This window comes from Ruegeria sp. C12, from assembly GCF_056537745.1.
In genome coordinates this window covers 422,831-436,027 of the sequence record NZ_JBQFSA010000001.1, presented here as the reverse complement: position 1 = coordinate 436,027, position 13,197 = coordinate 422,831, and the positions used below count along the sequence as shown (strand labels likewise).

The window sequence follows — 13,197 nt, the reverse complement described above, 5'->3', positions numbered from 1 at the left end:
CCGGGCGTCTCCCCTTGAATTCAGTTGCACCCATATGGCGCAAATCCAGGGCGCGGCGCGACATTCATCCGACCGGTGATAAGAAAAAAACGACCCGCAGGCTGAATCAGTGTCCTAAAAAGTCGCAGTGAGACAGCGAATATGGCCCCGCGATACAGCGGGCTATTGGTCCGGAACGATCTTTCCCGGGTTCATGATATTGTCCGGATCCAACGCAGCCTTGATCGTGGCCATGTACCGGGTCGCAGCGCCAAGTTCCTTGACCAGATAAGGGCGCTTTCCCTGACCAATTCCGTGCTCACCCGTGCAGGTTCCATCCATCGAGATTGCCAGATCGTTCAGCCAGCCAACGAACTGATCGGCCCTGGCAACCTCATCTTTGTTGTCCATATCGATCAGGGGTAACGTGTGGAAATTCCCATCGCCCACATGCCCTACAATCGGCGCGATCAGGTCCAGTTCGGCGGCTTTGCCCTGCGCGGCACCAACCGCTTCGGCCAAGCGCGAGATCGGAACGCAGACATCCGTCGATATGCCCTGTGCGCCGGGGCGCAATTGCAGGCAGGCCCAATACATATCATGACGCGCCTGCCAAAGCTTGTTGCGTTCTTCGGTGGTCGAGGTCGCAGCGAAATCGGCACCCCCGAATTCAGCGGCGATCTCACCAAAGGTTGCGGCCTGTTCCGCCGCGCCATTCTCGGACCCGTGGAATTCCAGCAGCAACAGCGGAGTTTCGGGCAACGTCAGGCCAGAATAGGCGTTCGCGGCCCGAACCGACATCTCATCCAGCAGTTCAATCCGCGCGACCGGGATGCCGTATTGGATTGTCATCATCACCGCCTGACACGCGGCATCGACGGTTGGGAAAGAACAGCGGGCCGAGCTGATCGCCTCGGGTATCCCGTGCAACCGCAGCGTCAGTTCCGTAATAATGCCCAGCGTCCCCTCGGCCCCGATCAGCAGCCGGGCCAGATCGTAGCCGGCCGAAGACTTCTTGGCGCGGTTCCCGGTTCGGATCACCTGCCCGTCTGGCATCACGGCCTCAAGGCTCAGCACGTTGTCGCGCATGGTCCCGTATCGCACGGCATTGGTGCCCGAGGCCCGCGTTGCGGCCATTCCACCCAGCGAAGCGTTGGCCCCCGGATCGATGGGAAAGAACAAGCCCTGATCGCGCAGATGGGTGTTCAGGTCCTCTCGGGTGACGCCGGGTTGCACGACACAATCCAGATCGCTGGCATTTACCGCCAGCACCCTGTTCATCTGCATCAGATCAACGCAAACCCCACCGGCTGGCGCATTGACGTGCCCCTCAAGCGAGGTGCCGGTGCCGAAGGCAATCACCGGAACCTTGAGGGCCGCGCAGGTTTTTACGATGTCGGCGACCTCGCTGGTCGTCTGCGGAAAGACGACGGCATCGGGGCTTTGGTTCGCGATCCACGTCGTGGTGTGACCATGCTGTTCCCGGATCGCGGCGCTGGTTTGAAGCCGGTCGCCAAAGCGCTGTTTCAGAATTCCAATCGCCGTTTCAATACCCGCGTCATTGCGGGGCAGCGCGGTTGCCTGCACCATCTTGGTTCTCCCCTGCCCGACAGGGTGCCGGGCCTTTCAGTTCATGACTAAAAGGCCCGGCAACGCGGGACAAGTCCCAAGACCTATTCGCCCAGCGCGATGCCTTCGCGCCGAGGGTCCGCGCCACCGCTCAGCCCGTCGCGAATTTCGATGGCGTGCAGGCCCGAGGTCAGGTCGCGGGGGTTCACCTCGAACCCAAGCTCGGTCAGGGCATCGACATAACCTTCGGCGGTGGTCCCCAGTTCAACGTCATAGGTGCCGAACCGGTTTACCAGATGCGGCAGCGAGACGGCCTGCTGCACATCCATGCCCCAATCCGCCCAGGCGATGATCGACTTGGCCACGTAGCCAATGATACGGCTGCCACCGGGCGATCCAATGGCCAGAACCGGCGCGCCGTCCAGCATCACAATCGTCGGGCTCATCGACGAGCGGGGACGTTTGCCAGGCTCCAGCCGGTTGGCAATGGGTACTCCGTCCGAATGGGTCTTGAACGAGAAATCCGTCAATTCGTTGTTCAACAGAAACCCGTTGGTCATGAGGCGCGAGCCAAAGCCGTTTTCGATGGTCGTGGTCATCGACAGGACATTGCCATAGCCGTCCACAATCGAAATATGCGAGGTCGAAGGCAGTTCCAGCGAGGCATCATCGGCCCAGTTCAACGCGTGGTCGAATTCGGGATTGCCGGGCGCGACCTCGGTCAGCGCGCTTTCGGTGTTCAGCAAGGCAGCGCGTTCCGACAGGTAGTCCGGATCCACCAGCCCATTGGTCGGCATGGGGACATAATCACTATCCGCCATGTACCGCCCCCGGTCCGCAAAGGCGAGGCGCGAGGCGTCTCCGATCAAACGCCAGGCTTCCATGCTGTCCGGCCCCATGGCGGACAGGTCGAAATTGTCCAGCTTGCCCAGAATCTGACCAACCGTCAGCGCGCCCGATGAAGGGGGCCCCATACCGCATACGTCAAACGACCGGTATGCCGCGCAGACCGGCTCACGCTCGATCACCTGATACAGCGCAAGGTCAATGCCCGACAGAACGCCCGGATTGCCCGGAGCGGTCCGAACGGTGTTGACGATGCCCGCAGCGATATCACCGCCATAAAACCCCGCGGCCCCATCGGCCGCCAGTGTCCGCAACGTCTCTGCATAGTCGGGGTTCACCAATCGCTGCCCTTGTTGCAAGGGTTCTCCGCCGGGCAGGAAATACTCGGCCGTTGCCGGAAAGCGGGAAAGCCGTTCGGCATCATTCTCGACCAGCGTGGCGAGGCGCGGCGACACAAGGAAGCCGTCCTCGGCCAGCCGGATACCATCTGTGAACAGGCCGGGCCATGGCGACCGGCCCCAGCGGCGGTGCGCCTCTTCCAACAGCGCGGGCGTTCCCGGAGTACCCACCGACAGCCCGCCAACTACAGCGTCGAAGAATTTCAGCGGTTCACCGTTTTCGTCGTGAAACAGCCGCGGCGTCGCCTCCAGTGGGGCCGTTTCGCGCCCGTCCAGCGTGTTCAATTCTCCTGTGGCGGCATCGTACCAAACCAGAAATGCCCCGCCCCCAAGACCCGAGGATTGCGGCTCGACCAGCCCCAGAACAACCTGAACAGCAACCATCGCATCCGCAGCCGAGCCGCCTGCGCGCAGCACCCGCGCCCCGGCTTCGACGGCCAGCGGATTGGCGGCGGCGACCATCCAGTTGTCGGATTGCACCGGCACGCCTGCGGCCTTCGCCTCAAGCGCGGCAACCACTTCTTCGGTGAGGGCCTGAACCTGACCTTCCGTTGCCCCTTCGGGCGCAACCGCATCTGCGGTTTCCTGCGCAATAGCCGGGGCAGCAAACGTGATCGCAGACAGTATGAGACCTGAAATATAACCGGAACGCATCGTATCCTCCAATTCAACTATTGCTTTCAACACTGTACGGGCCACCGCAACACCGCAACCATCGGTTGATACAGAACCGAACGACGGCAGAGTTCCGCCACACCGTTCATCACCTAATCTGCGCGGTCCCGATCGTATCGTTGCATGCCCTCAAATTCGGGCAGCCAGCCTTCCCGCCGGATTGTCCAGCATTCATATGTCGGTTTCAATTGGTCGGGTTGGTCAAAACTGCCCAAATGAACCTCGACCTCTTCTCCGGTTTGGGCAAATACCGGCGAACCGCAGATCGGACAAAATGACCGCCCCGCATAGCTGCGGACCTCTCCGCTGATCTCAACCGCGTCCCTGGGAAAGATGGCAGCGGCATAAAACAACGCTCCGTGATGCTTACGACAGTCAAGGCAGTGGCACATCCCAACCCGCGACGGAGGCCCATTTGCCGTTACGCGCACGCTGCCACAGCGGCATCCGGCCCGATAAACCTCCATCACAGTCCTTTCCCAATGCGCTATAGCATAGCGGGCACAACCTGATCCGGCGGGCGGTGGCCATCCTCAAACGTCTTGATGTTGATGATCACCTTCTCGCCCATCTCGATCCGCCCTTCCAACGTGGCCGACCCCATATGCGGCAGAAGCACAACGTTCGGCAATTGCCGCAGGCGCGGGTTCACATTGGTGCCGTGTTCATAAACATCCAGCCCGGCCCCGGCGATCTCACCCGCGCGGATCAGGCGGGTCAGGGCGTTCTCGTCCACCACCTCACCCCGCGACGTGTTCACAAGCACTGCCGAGGGCTTCATCAGCTTCAACCGTCGCGCATTCATCAGGTGAAAGGTCGATGGCGTTGACGGACAATTGACCGAGATCACATCCATGCGCGCCACCATCTGATCCAGGCTTTCCCAATAGGTCGCCTCAAGCTCTTCCTCGGTCTCGGGGCGCAGGCGGCGGCGATTGTGATAATGCACCTGCATGCCAAAGGCGCTGGCACGGCGGGCAACGGCCTGCCCAATCCGGCCCATGCCCAGAATGCCCAGACGTCGACCACCGATCCGGCCACCCAGCAATGCTGTGGGTGCCCACCCGGCCCAATCGCCCTGCTGCATCACGGCCAACCCTTCGGGAATGCGGCGCGTAACCGCCAGAATAAGACCCATGGTCATGTCGGCCGTATCGTCGGTCAGCACACCCGGCGTGTTCGACACCAGAATGCCGCGCTGCCGGGCTGTGGCCACGTCGATATTATCGACACCCGCGCCATAGTTTGCGATCAGACGCAGGTTCTCACCCGCCTGCCCCAACAATCCACCGTCAATTGTGTCGGTCACTGTGGGTACCAGCACATCGGCCTCTTGCACCGCCGCGACCAGTTCTTCGCGTGTCATGGGCGCGTCATCCTCGCGCAGGCGAACATCGAACAACTCGCTCAACCGCGTTTCCACTGCCTCGGGCAACCGTCGCGTTACAACAACACTCAGACGTTCTCTTGGCACCTCAGCCCTCCCATCGCTTTGCAAACGCGCGCGCTCCATGGCATCGTGGCGCAGGATAAGGCGGGGCACAAGAACCCCTAAGGCATTGAGTCGACCTTTTTTCGAAAGCAGATCAACAGGCACAAGAGCAGACAGTCAGTGAGTGGTCTTCTACCGGTGAAACGCCGCTGTTTGGCGATCCTTACCGTGGTTCTTATGGCGTTCGGCCCAATCGCCGCCGCGACGCAAGAGGCGCGCGGCCCTGTCACGAATCTGCCCCTGCCCCGCTATGTCTCGATGAAAGCGGCCGAGGGGAATGTGCGGCGCGGCCCGTCCCTGACCCATCGAATCGACTGGGTGTTCAAACGTCGGGGCATGCCGCTGCAGATCACGGCAGAGTATGGCAACTGGCGCAAGGTACAGGACCGTGACGGAGCAGGCGGCTGGGTCCATTACGCGTTGCTGTCAGGTGTTCGGACCGTTCTGATCGAATCCGATATGTTGCCCGTCTACGCCCGCCCTGACCCAAATTCTCAGATCAATGCGCATTTCGAAACCGGAGTCGTCGCCCGCCTTGGCACCTGCTCATTGGATTGGTGCCGTATTTCCGCAGGCGGCTATCGCGGCTGGACCTTGAAATCCAACCTCTGGGGCGTCGAACCCTCCGAAATCCGCGAGTAAGAGCCACCGCCTTGTGCTGGCTGCACCGCGCAATCGTTCGGGCGCGACCGAGGTTCGAATCTCTGGCAATGCCCCGCGACGCAGCTAAATTGACCTGACAGGGCCGAGGGGACACCATGAAAGCCATCACATATTCAGCGTTCGGCGATGCGTCAGACGTTCTGAAACTGCAAGACCTTCCCGACGTGCCTCCGGCCCCAGGTGACGTGACCGTTGATCTGGCCTTTTCCGGTGTGAACCCCTCGGACGTCAAAGCGCGTGCCGGATCCAGACCCGGGGTCACGAAACCTGCGTTCCCGGTTATCGTCCCCCACAGCGACGGGTCCGGTGTAATCTCTGCCGTTGGAGAAGGCGTTCCAAAATCGCGGCTGGGTCAGCGCGTCTGGATATGGAATGGCCAGTGGAATCGCGCCTTGGGAACAGCGGCCACCCAAATCACACTGCCCTCGGATCAGGCGGTTGCCCTCCCGGACGCCGTCTCCCTGGAAACCGGGGCAGTTCTTGGCATTCCGGGCCTGACGGCCAGCCACGCTGTCTTTTCAGGCGGTGAAATTGAACGCCAAACCATTTTGATCCACGGCGGAGCAGGCACGGTCGGCTATCTGGCCGTCCAAATGGCGAAATGGGCAGGCGCCCGTGTCATTAGCACTGCACACCCTCGCAACTATGAGCGCGTGCGACAGGCCGGATCGGAAACGGTACTGGACTACAGCGATCCCGATCTGGCCCAGCAAATCCTTGCCGCCAATGATGGCGTTCCGATCAACCGAATCGTCGATGTTGAATTTGGCCGGAATGTTGAAACAAATACTGCCGTGATCGCCGAGAATGGACGTATCAACGCGTTCGGCTCTGCGCAGGAGATGTACCCCACCCTGCCCTTTTACCCCCTGATGTTCAAAGCTGTGACGCTTGAGCTTATCCTGATCTACCTTCTGCCGCCTGCACCGCGATCTGCGGCGATCAATCGGCTGCATGCAGCATTGGAAGATGGCAGCTTGATTTGCCCGGTTGAAACGATCCTGCCGCTACAGGATTGCGCATCCGCCCATGACCTTGTCCAAACCGGCAATCGCAACGGCGCAGTGCTGTTGAAAACCACCTGACGACCGGCCAAAAATATTTTTCCAAGGCAGTCGCATTTTTTACCCAAAAGCCCTTGAACCCCGCCAACAACAATCGTAGATAGCCGCTCACCGTTGGGGTGTAGCCAAGTGGTAAGGCAGCGGTTTTTGGTACCGTGTATCGTAGGTTCGAATCCTACCACCCCAGCCATGATTTTCCATTAAATCACACACTGAATAATTGGTTGCCGATTGTGGCTAATTTTCAGGGACTTAGTTTTTGACGATTCGAGCTGAGACGCGAACGTGAGCACAACAATAGCCGATTTCGGGCCGCAGTCTCAGTACGCGGTTCCGGCGGTACGAGTTTGGTGACTTTGGGAGAGTCTGTAGATCAGAGCGCAGCGAACTGCTGGCGCTGTTCTGACCAGATCGCTGGGAAGCCGGACTTGATGAGGTAATCCGTGGTCAGGCCGTCAGGTTGCTCGCCTGCAGCGATGGCATCCAGAACATCAGGCGCTAGCATGGCCAGATCGACCACATCCTGAACGCGGCGTTTGGAAATGCCCTCTTCTTCAGCAATCTCAGAAAACGTTCTGCCGTCAATAATCATCGCCAACAATTGGCGCGCCTTGATTATGTTGCGGACAAGTGTCTGATCGATCTCAGGAGGCGGATCGCCCAAGTGCAATTTCAGTTCCACGCCTCTGCGGCGCATCTGGAATGGAGCTTCAATTGTTAGTTCTTCGGCATTGACCTGATCCGCTCTGCACTCGATCATCCGGGCCAATGCCTGTAGATCCAGCTGCAGACTCAGCGACCCCTGTCGTATGTCTGCCCGCGCAATCAGGTCGAGGCATTTCCTGACGGACTGGCAATTTCTGAGATGCTCCGCTGCTGAAGCAATTTCGGCCGCAGACATATCCTGTAACATTGATGTCACAGCGTTCGGTCGGCTTAGGTGTTGTCTGACCACTTCAGCCAGGAGGTTCTCAAGCTGTTCTGCAGGCAGTCGCCACGTATCGGGAAACTTCTGACTGCGATCCGTCACAAGACGACCAGAGATATAGTACCGCAACCGCTTTCCATTTTTGCGACTATGGCTGGGCGTCAGCCGATCTCCGGTCTCATCATAGAGCTTTCCGGCCAGTGCTGATCGCTTTGCTTTCTGCTTAACGCCGCGCTCCCTTACTGCGCCATCTTTCAGCAGCTGCTGCACCCGCTCCCACACCGCCGGGTTGATGATGGCAGGATGCTGCCCCTCATAAACCCGACCCTTGTGTCGGATGTGGCCAGCATAGATTGGGTTGCTGATCAGATGATGGATGTGTCCGCGATCGAAGAACGTACCACCTGTCACGCGTCCGCCAGAACGTTCCCGGCGGCGCGACCGGAGACCCAGTGCTTCCGCCTGCTCTTTCACGTCAAGAATGGTCTGATGCTCCAGATAGAGATCGTAGAGCGTCCTGATGATCTCAGCTTCTTCTTCGTCGATTTTGAGCGTCCGGCCGTCAGCCTGATACCCAAGTGGAACGTTCCCGCCCATCCAAAGACCCTTGCGTTTTGAGGCAGCATTTTTATCCCGGATACGCTCAGCGGTGACTTCCCGTTCGAACTGAGCGAAGCTGAGCAGCACGTTGAGTGTCAGGCGACCCATACTGGTCGACGTATTAAAGGACTGGGTAACGGACACAAACGATGCGTCGGCCGCGTCGAGGCGTTCGACCAGCTTTGCAAAATCAGCCAGCGAGCGCGTCAGCCGGTCAATCTTGTAGACAACAATCTGATCCACGCGTTTCTGGTCAACAGCCTGCATCAGCCGCTGCAACGCCGGGCGGTCAAGATGACCGCCCGAGATACCGCCATCGTCATAGTGATCCGGCAATAATTCCCAGCCCTCATGCTTCTGGCTCGCGATGTATGCTTCACAGGCTTCCCGCTGGGCATCGAGTGAGTTGAAATCCTGCTCCAGCCCCTCCTCCGAGCTTTTCCGAGTGTAAATGGCGCAGCGGATGCGTCGCATCACTGAACCCCGAAGAAGCGCGGCCCGGACCAGTGCGCTCCGGTGATGTGCTTTGCTATGGCGGACAGGGAACGCCATGTTTTGCCGTCCATGACGAACCCGCGATCAACCACTTCAATCTGATAGGTGCGTCCGTTCCATTCCCGCACTAGATGTAAACCCGGCTTCAGACTAGGAGGCGGCGTTTTTCCCAACGCGATATTCTGCAATCGGCGTTCTGTCTTCGCAGACAACCCTCCCAATTCCCGGTTCTGTAGTTCCCAGATTAGTACCCGTTTCATGAACTGCGGGGACAGGTATTTTGGCGGCGACCGACCGAACACTTCCCGCCATCGGTCAAGACAGCCGAGGCGATCTAGGTGTTCAATGTCGTCAAATGTCTTCGCAAGGTCACGATCCGCGCGCGTAGGATCCATGGCGATCACACCGACTTCACTATCCGGTAGAGCGTACCTTTGCCAGATCCAGATCGCTCAACAGTATGTCCCGCCTTGCGCAACATCGAAATCGCCGCGCGCGCGGAATGCGGTTGCCACCCAAAGGCGTTCTGAATCTGCGCAATCGTTGCACCAGCCTTGCGGGACAACAGTTTCTGCAACTGTTGCTGTCGCGTCGGGTTGTTCCGGGCGGGTTTGGCGGGTGGTGTTTTGATTTCCGTATCACATGAAGTTGTCATTGATGTCTCCACTTTGCGGGCACAGGCTGATCCTGCGCCCTGTACTGAGTGGAGCCCGGGTGCCCCGAGCGTATCTCAACCGTCGTCAGTACCACTTCCGTACAAGCCAAAGTCCAGTTGTTTACTGTAAGAATCGGGCGGAAAGCGGTCTTTCGCTGCACGTGCAATGGAAACCTTTCTTCAGGGGAAAGCGGGCGTTGGATTTCGTCCAATGCACGGGGGTGTTGCATTTAGACGCCAGGGAATTCGCCAATAACAGCAGTCGGCTTTCCAAGAACATGCTGTTTTTCTGTCTCAAGTCTGAGCGTCTCGAAATCTCACAATTTGAATTTTCCGGGGAAAAGTCCGCACAAGAAACGTCTAATAAGATCAACAGAGCGTCGTCGTGAAAAACCCTGCATATCTGTTAGGTAATTGACCCACATACCTTCCAGTAAAGCCAGCGTTCCGGCGGTGGCATCGTCCACCAAGTTTGGGTCACGCTCGTTTTTTTGGGCTATTTCCTTAAACGCAAGCCGCAAGGTCTCGACAAGTTTTTGATCTTGGGTGCTGCTGTAGCGGGCAATACCTGGGTGTGAGCTCGCGATGCCGCGAAATGCATGCCAGATTTTCGTACTTCTTGGATTGAGCAGAGCTTCGGATAGGTCCGCCTCGATCACGGCCATCACACGGTCTTCGGGCGATGCATCCGAACCCAGATCGGTCAATTTGTCCATTTCGGCATAATATTGAGCACTGAAATGCTGGGCTGCTGCCGTCAGCAAATTGTCCTTCCCGCCGAAATGCAAATGGATCATTCCGCGCGATAAACCAGAGCGCTCGCAGATGCGGCTGACCGTCGTATCGGTGACTCCAATATCCGCGATAGAGTCCAGAGTCGCCTTGATCAGAAGTTGCTTATTGGCATCCGGAGCACGTTTCGAGCCACGTTTTCTTCCTCTGACGTTTTCCACTTTATTCAATAATTCCATCCTCTTGATGGCATCCTTCAAGTCTATCTCACAGGAAGATTGACACGAAAGACCGTTCTGGCGCAACATTTAATGGACGATCGTCCATTAGTGACTCGTGAAAATCCGGAAGGGAGGTTGGGTAATCTTTCGTAGCGAAGCATCCCGGGGCTATACCCTCAGCGCACCAGCCACGGCTTATGTGGGTTTTCTGGTGACGGCTCCATTGTTGATCCTGATCGCCTATTCGTTCTGGACGCAGACTTACGTAACGCTCGACAAGACGCCGACACTAAAAAATTATAGCGACGCGTTTGCAGATCCTCTGGTCCGACACTTGATGCTAAGGTCGATCTGGATTGCCGGAGCAGTAACAGCAGTTACCGTCGCACTGGCATATCCCATCGCTTATTTCATCGCGATGAAGGCCCGGAAAAAGACCATCTGGCTTCTGCTCATCACCATTCCATTCTGGTCTAGCTATCTCCTGCGCGTTTTTTCCTGGAAACTCATTCTAGGGTTCAATGGAGTGATGAACTCCGCACTGTTGATGCTTGGCTTGATTGACGAACCGCTGGGCTTCCTTCTCTACAATGAATTTGCAGTCGTGCTGACGCTTGCTCATGCCTGGGCGCCATTTGCGATCCTGCCGATCTATGTCTCATTGCAGAAGATCGATCCAAGCTTACTAGAAGCCGCCACCGACCTCGGTAACAGCCCTTTTCAACGCTTCATGCGGGTGACGCTGCCACTAACCATCCCGGGGATTATTGCTGCTTGTCTGATCATATTTATCCCCACGGTAGGTGACTATGTGACCCCGGCACTGGTTGGAGGGTCGGACGGGAAGATGATCGCCAACCTAATTCAGGTGCAGTTCGGGGCCGCCAACAACTGGCCACTCGGCGCCACCCTTTCACTGATCGCGATGCTATCGGTTGGCTTTGTCGCCATAGTGTTTGTAATTACCGCCACCCGGCTAGGGAGGCGCATAAGATGAGACGCCCTTCGACCCTGACAGCCTACGCTTTTCTGTATTTGGTTTTTCTTTACCTGCCCGTCCTTTTTCTGCCCTTGTTTTCATTCAATAGCGGCACAATAATTGCCTTTCCGATCAAGGGCTGGACGCTGGACTGGTATCGGAAGCTGGGCGAACAGGATACCTTGATCCAGGCCCTTTGGAATTCGATTGGCGTCGGCACCGTCGTGGCACTTCTGTCTACCGCAATGGGGTTGTTCGCCGCTCGCGCCTTTGTTCGGTACCGTTTTCGGGGTCAGCGTGCTGCCGAAGGTCTGGTGATGCTGCCTTTGGTTATTCCCGGCATTATAGTTGCTTCTTCAATGCTGGTTCTGTTTCTGTTTGTCGGACTCAAGCCGTCTTTGCTGACCGTCGTTCTGGGCCATACATTTCTTGCGCTGCCGTTTTCCGTCTCGATCCTGAAGTCTGCGTTCGATGACTTCGATGCGTCGCTGGAGGAAGCATCTTACGATCTGGGCGTCGGCGTGTTCGACACCTTCCGCCGCGTGACGCTTCCGGTCGTTTCACCAGGTATCGTAGCCAGTTTGTTGGTCACTTTCACAGTCAGCTTCGACGAATTCGTCCTCGCCTTTTTCCTGTCCGGCAACCAACCAACCTTGCCAGTATACATCTGGAGCCAGATTCGTTTCCCCGCCAAGCTTCCAAACGTTTTGGCCCTAGGCTCTATCCTGCTGCTTACGTCGGTCCTGCTTTTGGTGCTGGCTGAGTATTTCCGGCGCCGCTCATCCGCATCAGAGGTCAGATGACAGACAAAAACATCATAGAACTCAGGGGCGTCGAAAAGCGCTATGGTACATTCCTGGCGGCTAGCGGGATCAATCTCGATCTTAAAGAAGGCGAGTTTTTCTCACTCCTCGGCCCATCGGGATGTGGCAAAACCACGGTATTGAGGATGATCGCGGGATTCCAAGAGCCGACCAAAGGCACTGTGCTGATCGACGGTCAGGATATGGATGGTGTGCCTGCCAATAACCGGCCGACCAACACGGTATTTCAGAGCTATGCTATCTTCCCGCACCTGAATGTCGGGAACAACGTGGCCTATGGATTACGCGGCAAGGCCCCCAAAGCCGAAATCGACCAGCGAGTAGCCGAAGCCTTAGAAATGGTCGAGCTGGGAGGTCTTGAGGATCGCGGCGCAAGTGAGTTGTCAGGCGGGCAACGGCAAAGGGTGGCGCTCGCCCGCGCGCTGATCATGCGACCCAAAGTATTGTTGCTGGATGAGCCCTTGTCGGCCTTGGACAAGAAGCTGCGCGAGCAGATGCAATTTGAAATGCGCAATCTGCAGCAATCGCTGGGTATTACCTTTGTGATGGTCACACACGACCAATACGAGGCGATGACAATGTCTGACCGCATTGGCGTGATGTTCAAAGGGCGCCTCAAGCAGGTGGATACGCCAACAACGCTTTACGCCCGGCCTTGCGATCAGCAGGTTGCCAGTTTCATCGGTGAGATGAACATTCTGCCTGCCCAGTTGCTAAAGGAAAATGGCGAAACGCTTTCAATCCACGCGAAGGCCTTTGGCCAAATGGAAATTGGAAGAAACCTCAACGTTGCAACCAGCGCCCGAGATATGAACATCGGTATTCGACCCGAACAATTAGAAATCACCGCTGAAAAACCCGAAGACTATCCATTAACCGTTCAGGGCAAAGTCAGCAATGTGGCCTTCTATGGCGAGAACATTCACTACCACATTCAAGTTGCGGAAGCCGACGCGCCGATCGCGGTCTCGGTTCCGAACTACTTTCATACGGTTGATTTCAATCGCGGCGACGCAGTTTGGCTGGGAGTCCAAAGCGCCAGCGTGATCGATCTTGGCACGGACACAGAATAAGACA

13 protein-coding genes and 1 tRNA gene are annotated in these 13,197 nt (G+C 57.5%); 6 read left to right on the top strand and 8 right to left on the bottom strand.

Annotated elements, in window-relative coordinates; all coding sequences use genetic code 11:
- Nucleotides 1–162: 162 nt before the first annotated feature.
- The 4 genes from ACR0C9_RS01990 to ACR0C9_RS01975 all read right to left on the bottom strand — a co-directional run bounded on the left by ACR0C9_RS01990 (nucleotide 163) and on the right by ACR0C9_RS01975 (nucleotide 4,941).
- The gene (locus tag ACR0C9_RS01990; RefSeq protein WP_480780273.1) at nucleotides 163–1,569 is read right to left on the bottom strand and encodes an FAD-binding oxidoreductase; all 1,407 of its coding nucleotides are present in this window, start codon (nucleotides 1,567–1,569) and stop codon (nucleotides 163–165) included.
- A gap of 83 nt (nucleotides 1,570–1,652) precedes the next feature.
- Nucleotides 1,653–3,446 (bottom strand): gamma-glutamyltransferase, encoded by a 1,794-nt coding sequence (ggt, locus tag ACR0C9_RS01985; RefSeq protein ID WP_170452275.1) that lies wholly within the window; start codon nucleotides 3,444–3,446, stop codon nucleotides 1,653–1,655.
- 113 nt (nucleotides 3,447–3,559) lie between these two features.
- Nucleotides 3,560–3,934, bottom strand: coding sequence for a GFA family protein (locus tag ACR0C9_RS01980; RefSeq protein ID WP_170452277.1), 375 nt, complete (start codon nucleotides 3,932–3,934; stop codon nucleotides 3,560–3,562).
- A 20-nt stretch (nucleotides 3,935–3,954) separates the two neighbouring features.
- Complete coding sequence (locus tag ACR0C9_RS01975; RefSeq protein WP_170453125.1) at nucleotides 3,955–4,941, bottom strand: 2-hydroxyacid dehydrogenase; 987 nt, start codon at nucleotides 4,939–4,941, stop codon at nucleotides 3,955–3,957.
- 195 nt (nucleotides 4,942–5,136) lie between these two features.
- Here ACR0C9_RS01975 and ACR0C9_RS01970 point away from each other — a divergent pair, with 195 nt between their 5' ends.
- From ACR0C9_RS01970 to ACR0C9_RS01960, 3 genes are all read left to right on the top strand, one after another.
- A complete protein-coding gene (locus ACR0C9_RS01970) occupies nucleotides 5,137–5,601 on the top strand; it encodes an SH3 domain-containing protein (protein WP_170453126.1) in 465 nt (154 codons plus the stop codon).
- A 116-nt stretch (nucleotides 5,602–5,717) separates the two neighbouring features.
- Nucleotides 5,718–6,707, top strand: coding sequence for an NADPH:quinone reductase (locus ACR0C9_RS01965; protein WP_480780272.1), 990 nt, complete (start codon nucleotides 5,718–5,720; stop codon nucleotides 6,705–6,707).
- Nucleotides 6,708–6,801: 94 nt separating this feature from the next.
- A tRNA-Gln gene (locus tag ACR0C9_RS01960) sits at nucleotides 6,802–6,876 on the top strand.
- Nucleotides 6,877–7,059: 183 nt separating this feature from the next.
- Here ACR0C9_RS01960 and ACR0C9_RS01955 read toward each other — a convergent pair.
- From ACR0C9_RS01955 to ACR0C9_RS01940, 4 genes are all read right to left on the bottom strand, one after another.
- Nucleotides 7,060–8,688 carry a recombinase family protein gene (locus ACR0C9_RS01955; RefSeq protein WP_480780271.1) on the bottom strand — a complete coding sequence of 543 codons (1,629 nt, stop codon included), beginning with the start codon at nucleotides 8,686–8,688 and terminating at the stop codon, nucleotides 7,060–7,062.
- Nucleotides 8,688–9,104 (bottom strand): DUF2924 domain-containing protein, encoded by a 417-nt coding sequence (locus ACR0C9_RS01950; protein WP_480780527.1) that lies wholly within the window; start codon nucleotides 9,102–9,104, stop codon nucleotides 8,688–8,690. Before ACR0C9_RS01950 ends, ACR0C9_RS01955 begins: the two co-directional genes overlap by 1 nt.
- A gap of 5 nt (nucleotides 9,105–9,109) precedes the next feature.
- Nucleotides 9,110–9,364: a DUF3489 domain-containing protein gene (locus ACR0C9_RS01945; protein ID WP_170452284.1), complete on the bottom strand. Its 255-nt coding sequence runs from the start codon at nucleotides 9,362–9,364 to the stop codon at nucleotides 9,110–9,112.
- Nucleotides 9,365–9,681: 317 nt separating this feature from the next.
- A complete protein-coding gene (locus ACR0C9_RS01940) occupies nucleotides 9,682–10,356 on the bottom strand; it encodes a TetR family transcriptional regulator C-terminal domain-containing protein (protein WP_480780270.1) in 675 nt (224 codons plus the stop codon).
- Nucleotides 10,357–10,459: 103 nt separating this feature from the next.
- Between ACR0C9_RS01940 and ACR0C9_RS01935 the strand changes: the two genes are divergently transcribed.
- From ACR0C9_RS01935 to ACR0C9_RS01925, 3 genes are read left to right on the top strand one after another with little or no spacing between them, the layout of a single operon-like run.
- A complete protein-coding gene (locus ACR0C9_RS01935; protein WP_170739588.1) occupies nucleotides 10,460–11,314 on the top strand; it encodes an ABC transporter permease in 855 nt (284 codons plus the stop codon).
- Nucleotides 11,311–12,099 carry an ABC transporter permease gene (locus ACR0C9_RS01930; RefSeq protein ID WP_170739422.1) on the top strand — a complete coding sequence of 263 codons (789 nt, stop codon included), beginning with the start codon at nucleotides 11,311–11,313 and terminating at the stop codon, nucleotides 12,097–12,099. The genes ACR0C9_RS01935 and ACR0C9_RS01930 overlap by 4 nt, the downstream gene beginning before the upstream one ends.
- Nucleotides 12,096–13,193 carry an ABC transporter ATP-binding protein gene (locus tag ACR0C9_RS01925; RefSeq protein WP_480780269.1) on the top strand — a complete coding sequence of 366 codons (1,098 nt, stop codon included), beginning with the start codon at nucleotides 12,096–12,098 and terminating at the stop codon, nucleotides 13,191–13,193. Before ACR0C9_RS01930 ends, ACR0C9_RS01925 begins: the two co-directional genes overlap by 4 nt.
- Nucleotides 13,194–13,197: the final 4 nt, after the last annotated feature.

What these genes read in the sequence shown, in the direction of transcription:
- ACR0C9_RS01970 (WP_170453126.1), top strand. Translation starts at nt 5,137, where the DNA reads ATGGCGTTCGGCCCAATCGCCGCCGCGACGCAAGAGGCGCGCGGCCCT.
- ACR0C9_RS01950 (WP_480780527.1), bottom strand. Translation starts at nt 9,104, where the DNA reads ATGGATCCTACGCGCGCGGATCGTGACCTTGCGAAGACATTTGACGAC.
- ACR0C9_RS01990 (WP_480780273.1), bottom strand. Translation starts at nt 1,569, where the DNA reads ATGGTGCAGGCAACCGCGCTGCCCCGCAATGACGCGGGTATTGAAACG.
- ACR0C9_RS01945 (WP_170452284.1), bottom strand. Translation starts at nt 9,364, where the DNA reads ATGACAACTTCATGTGATACGGAAATCAAAACACCACCCGCCAAACCC.
- ACR0C9_RS01965 (WP_480780272.1), top strand. Translation starts at nt 5,718, where the DNA reads ATGAAAGCCATCACATATTCAGCGTTCGGCGATGCGTCAGACGTTCTG.
- ACR0C9_RS01930 (WP_170739422.1), top strand. Translation starts at nt 11,311, where the DNA reads ATGAGACGCCCTTCGACCCTGACAGCCTACGCTTTTCTGTATTTGGTT.
- ACR0C9_RS01925 (WP_480780269.1), top strand. Translation starts at nt 12,096, where the DNA reads ATGACAGACAAAAACATCATAGAACTCAGGGGCGTCGAAAAGCGCTAT.
- ACR0C9_RS01955 (WP_480780271.1), bottom strand. Translation starts at nt 8,688, where the DNA reads ATGCGACGCATCCGCTGCGCCATTTACACTCGGAAAAGCTCGGAGGAG.
- ACR0C9_RS01980 (WP_170452277.1), bottom strand. Translation starts at nt 3,934, where the DNA reads ATGGAGGTTTATCGGGCCGGATGCCGCTGTGGCAGCGTGCGCGTAACG.
- ggt (WP_170452275.1), bottom strand. Translation starts at nt 3,446, where the DNA reads ATGCGTTCCGGTTATATTTCAGGTCTCATACTGTCTGCGATCACGTTT.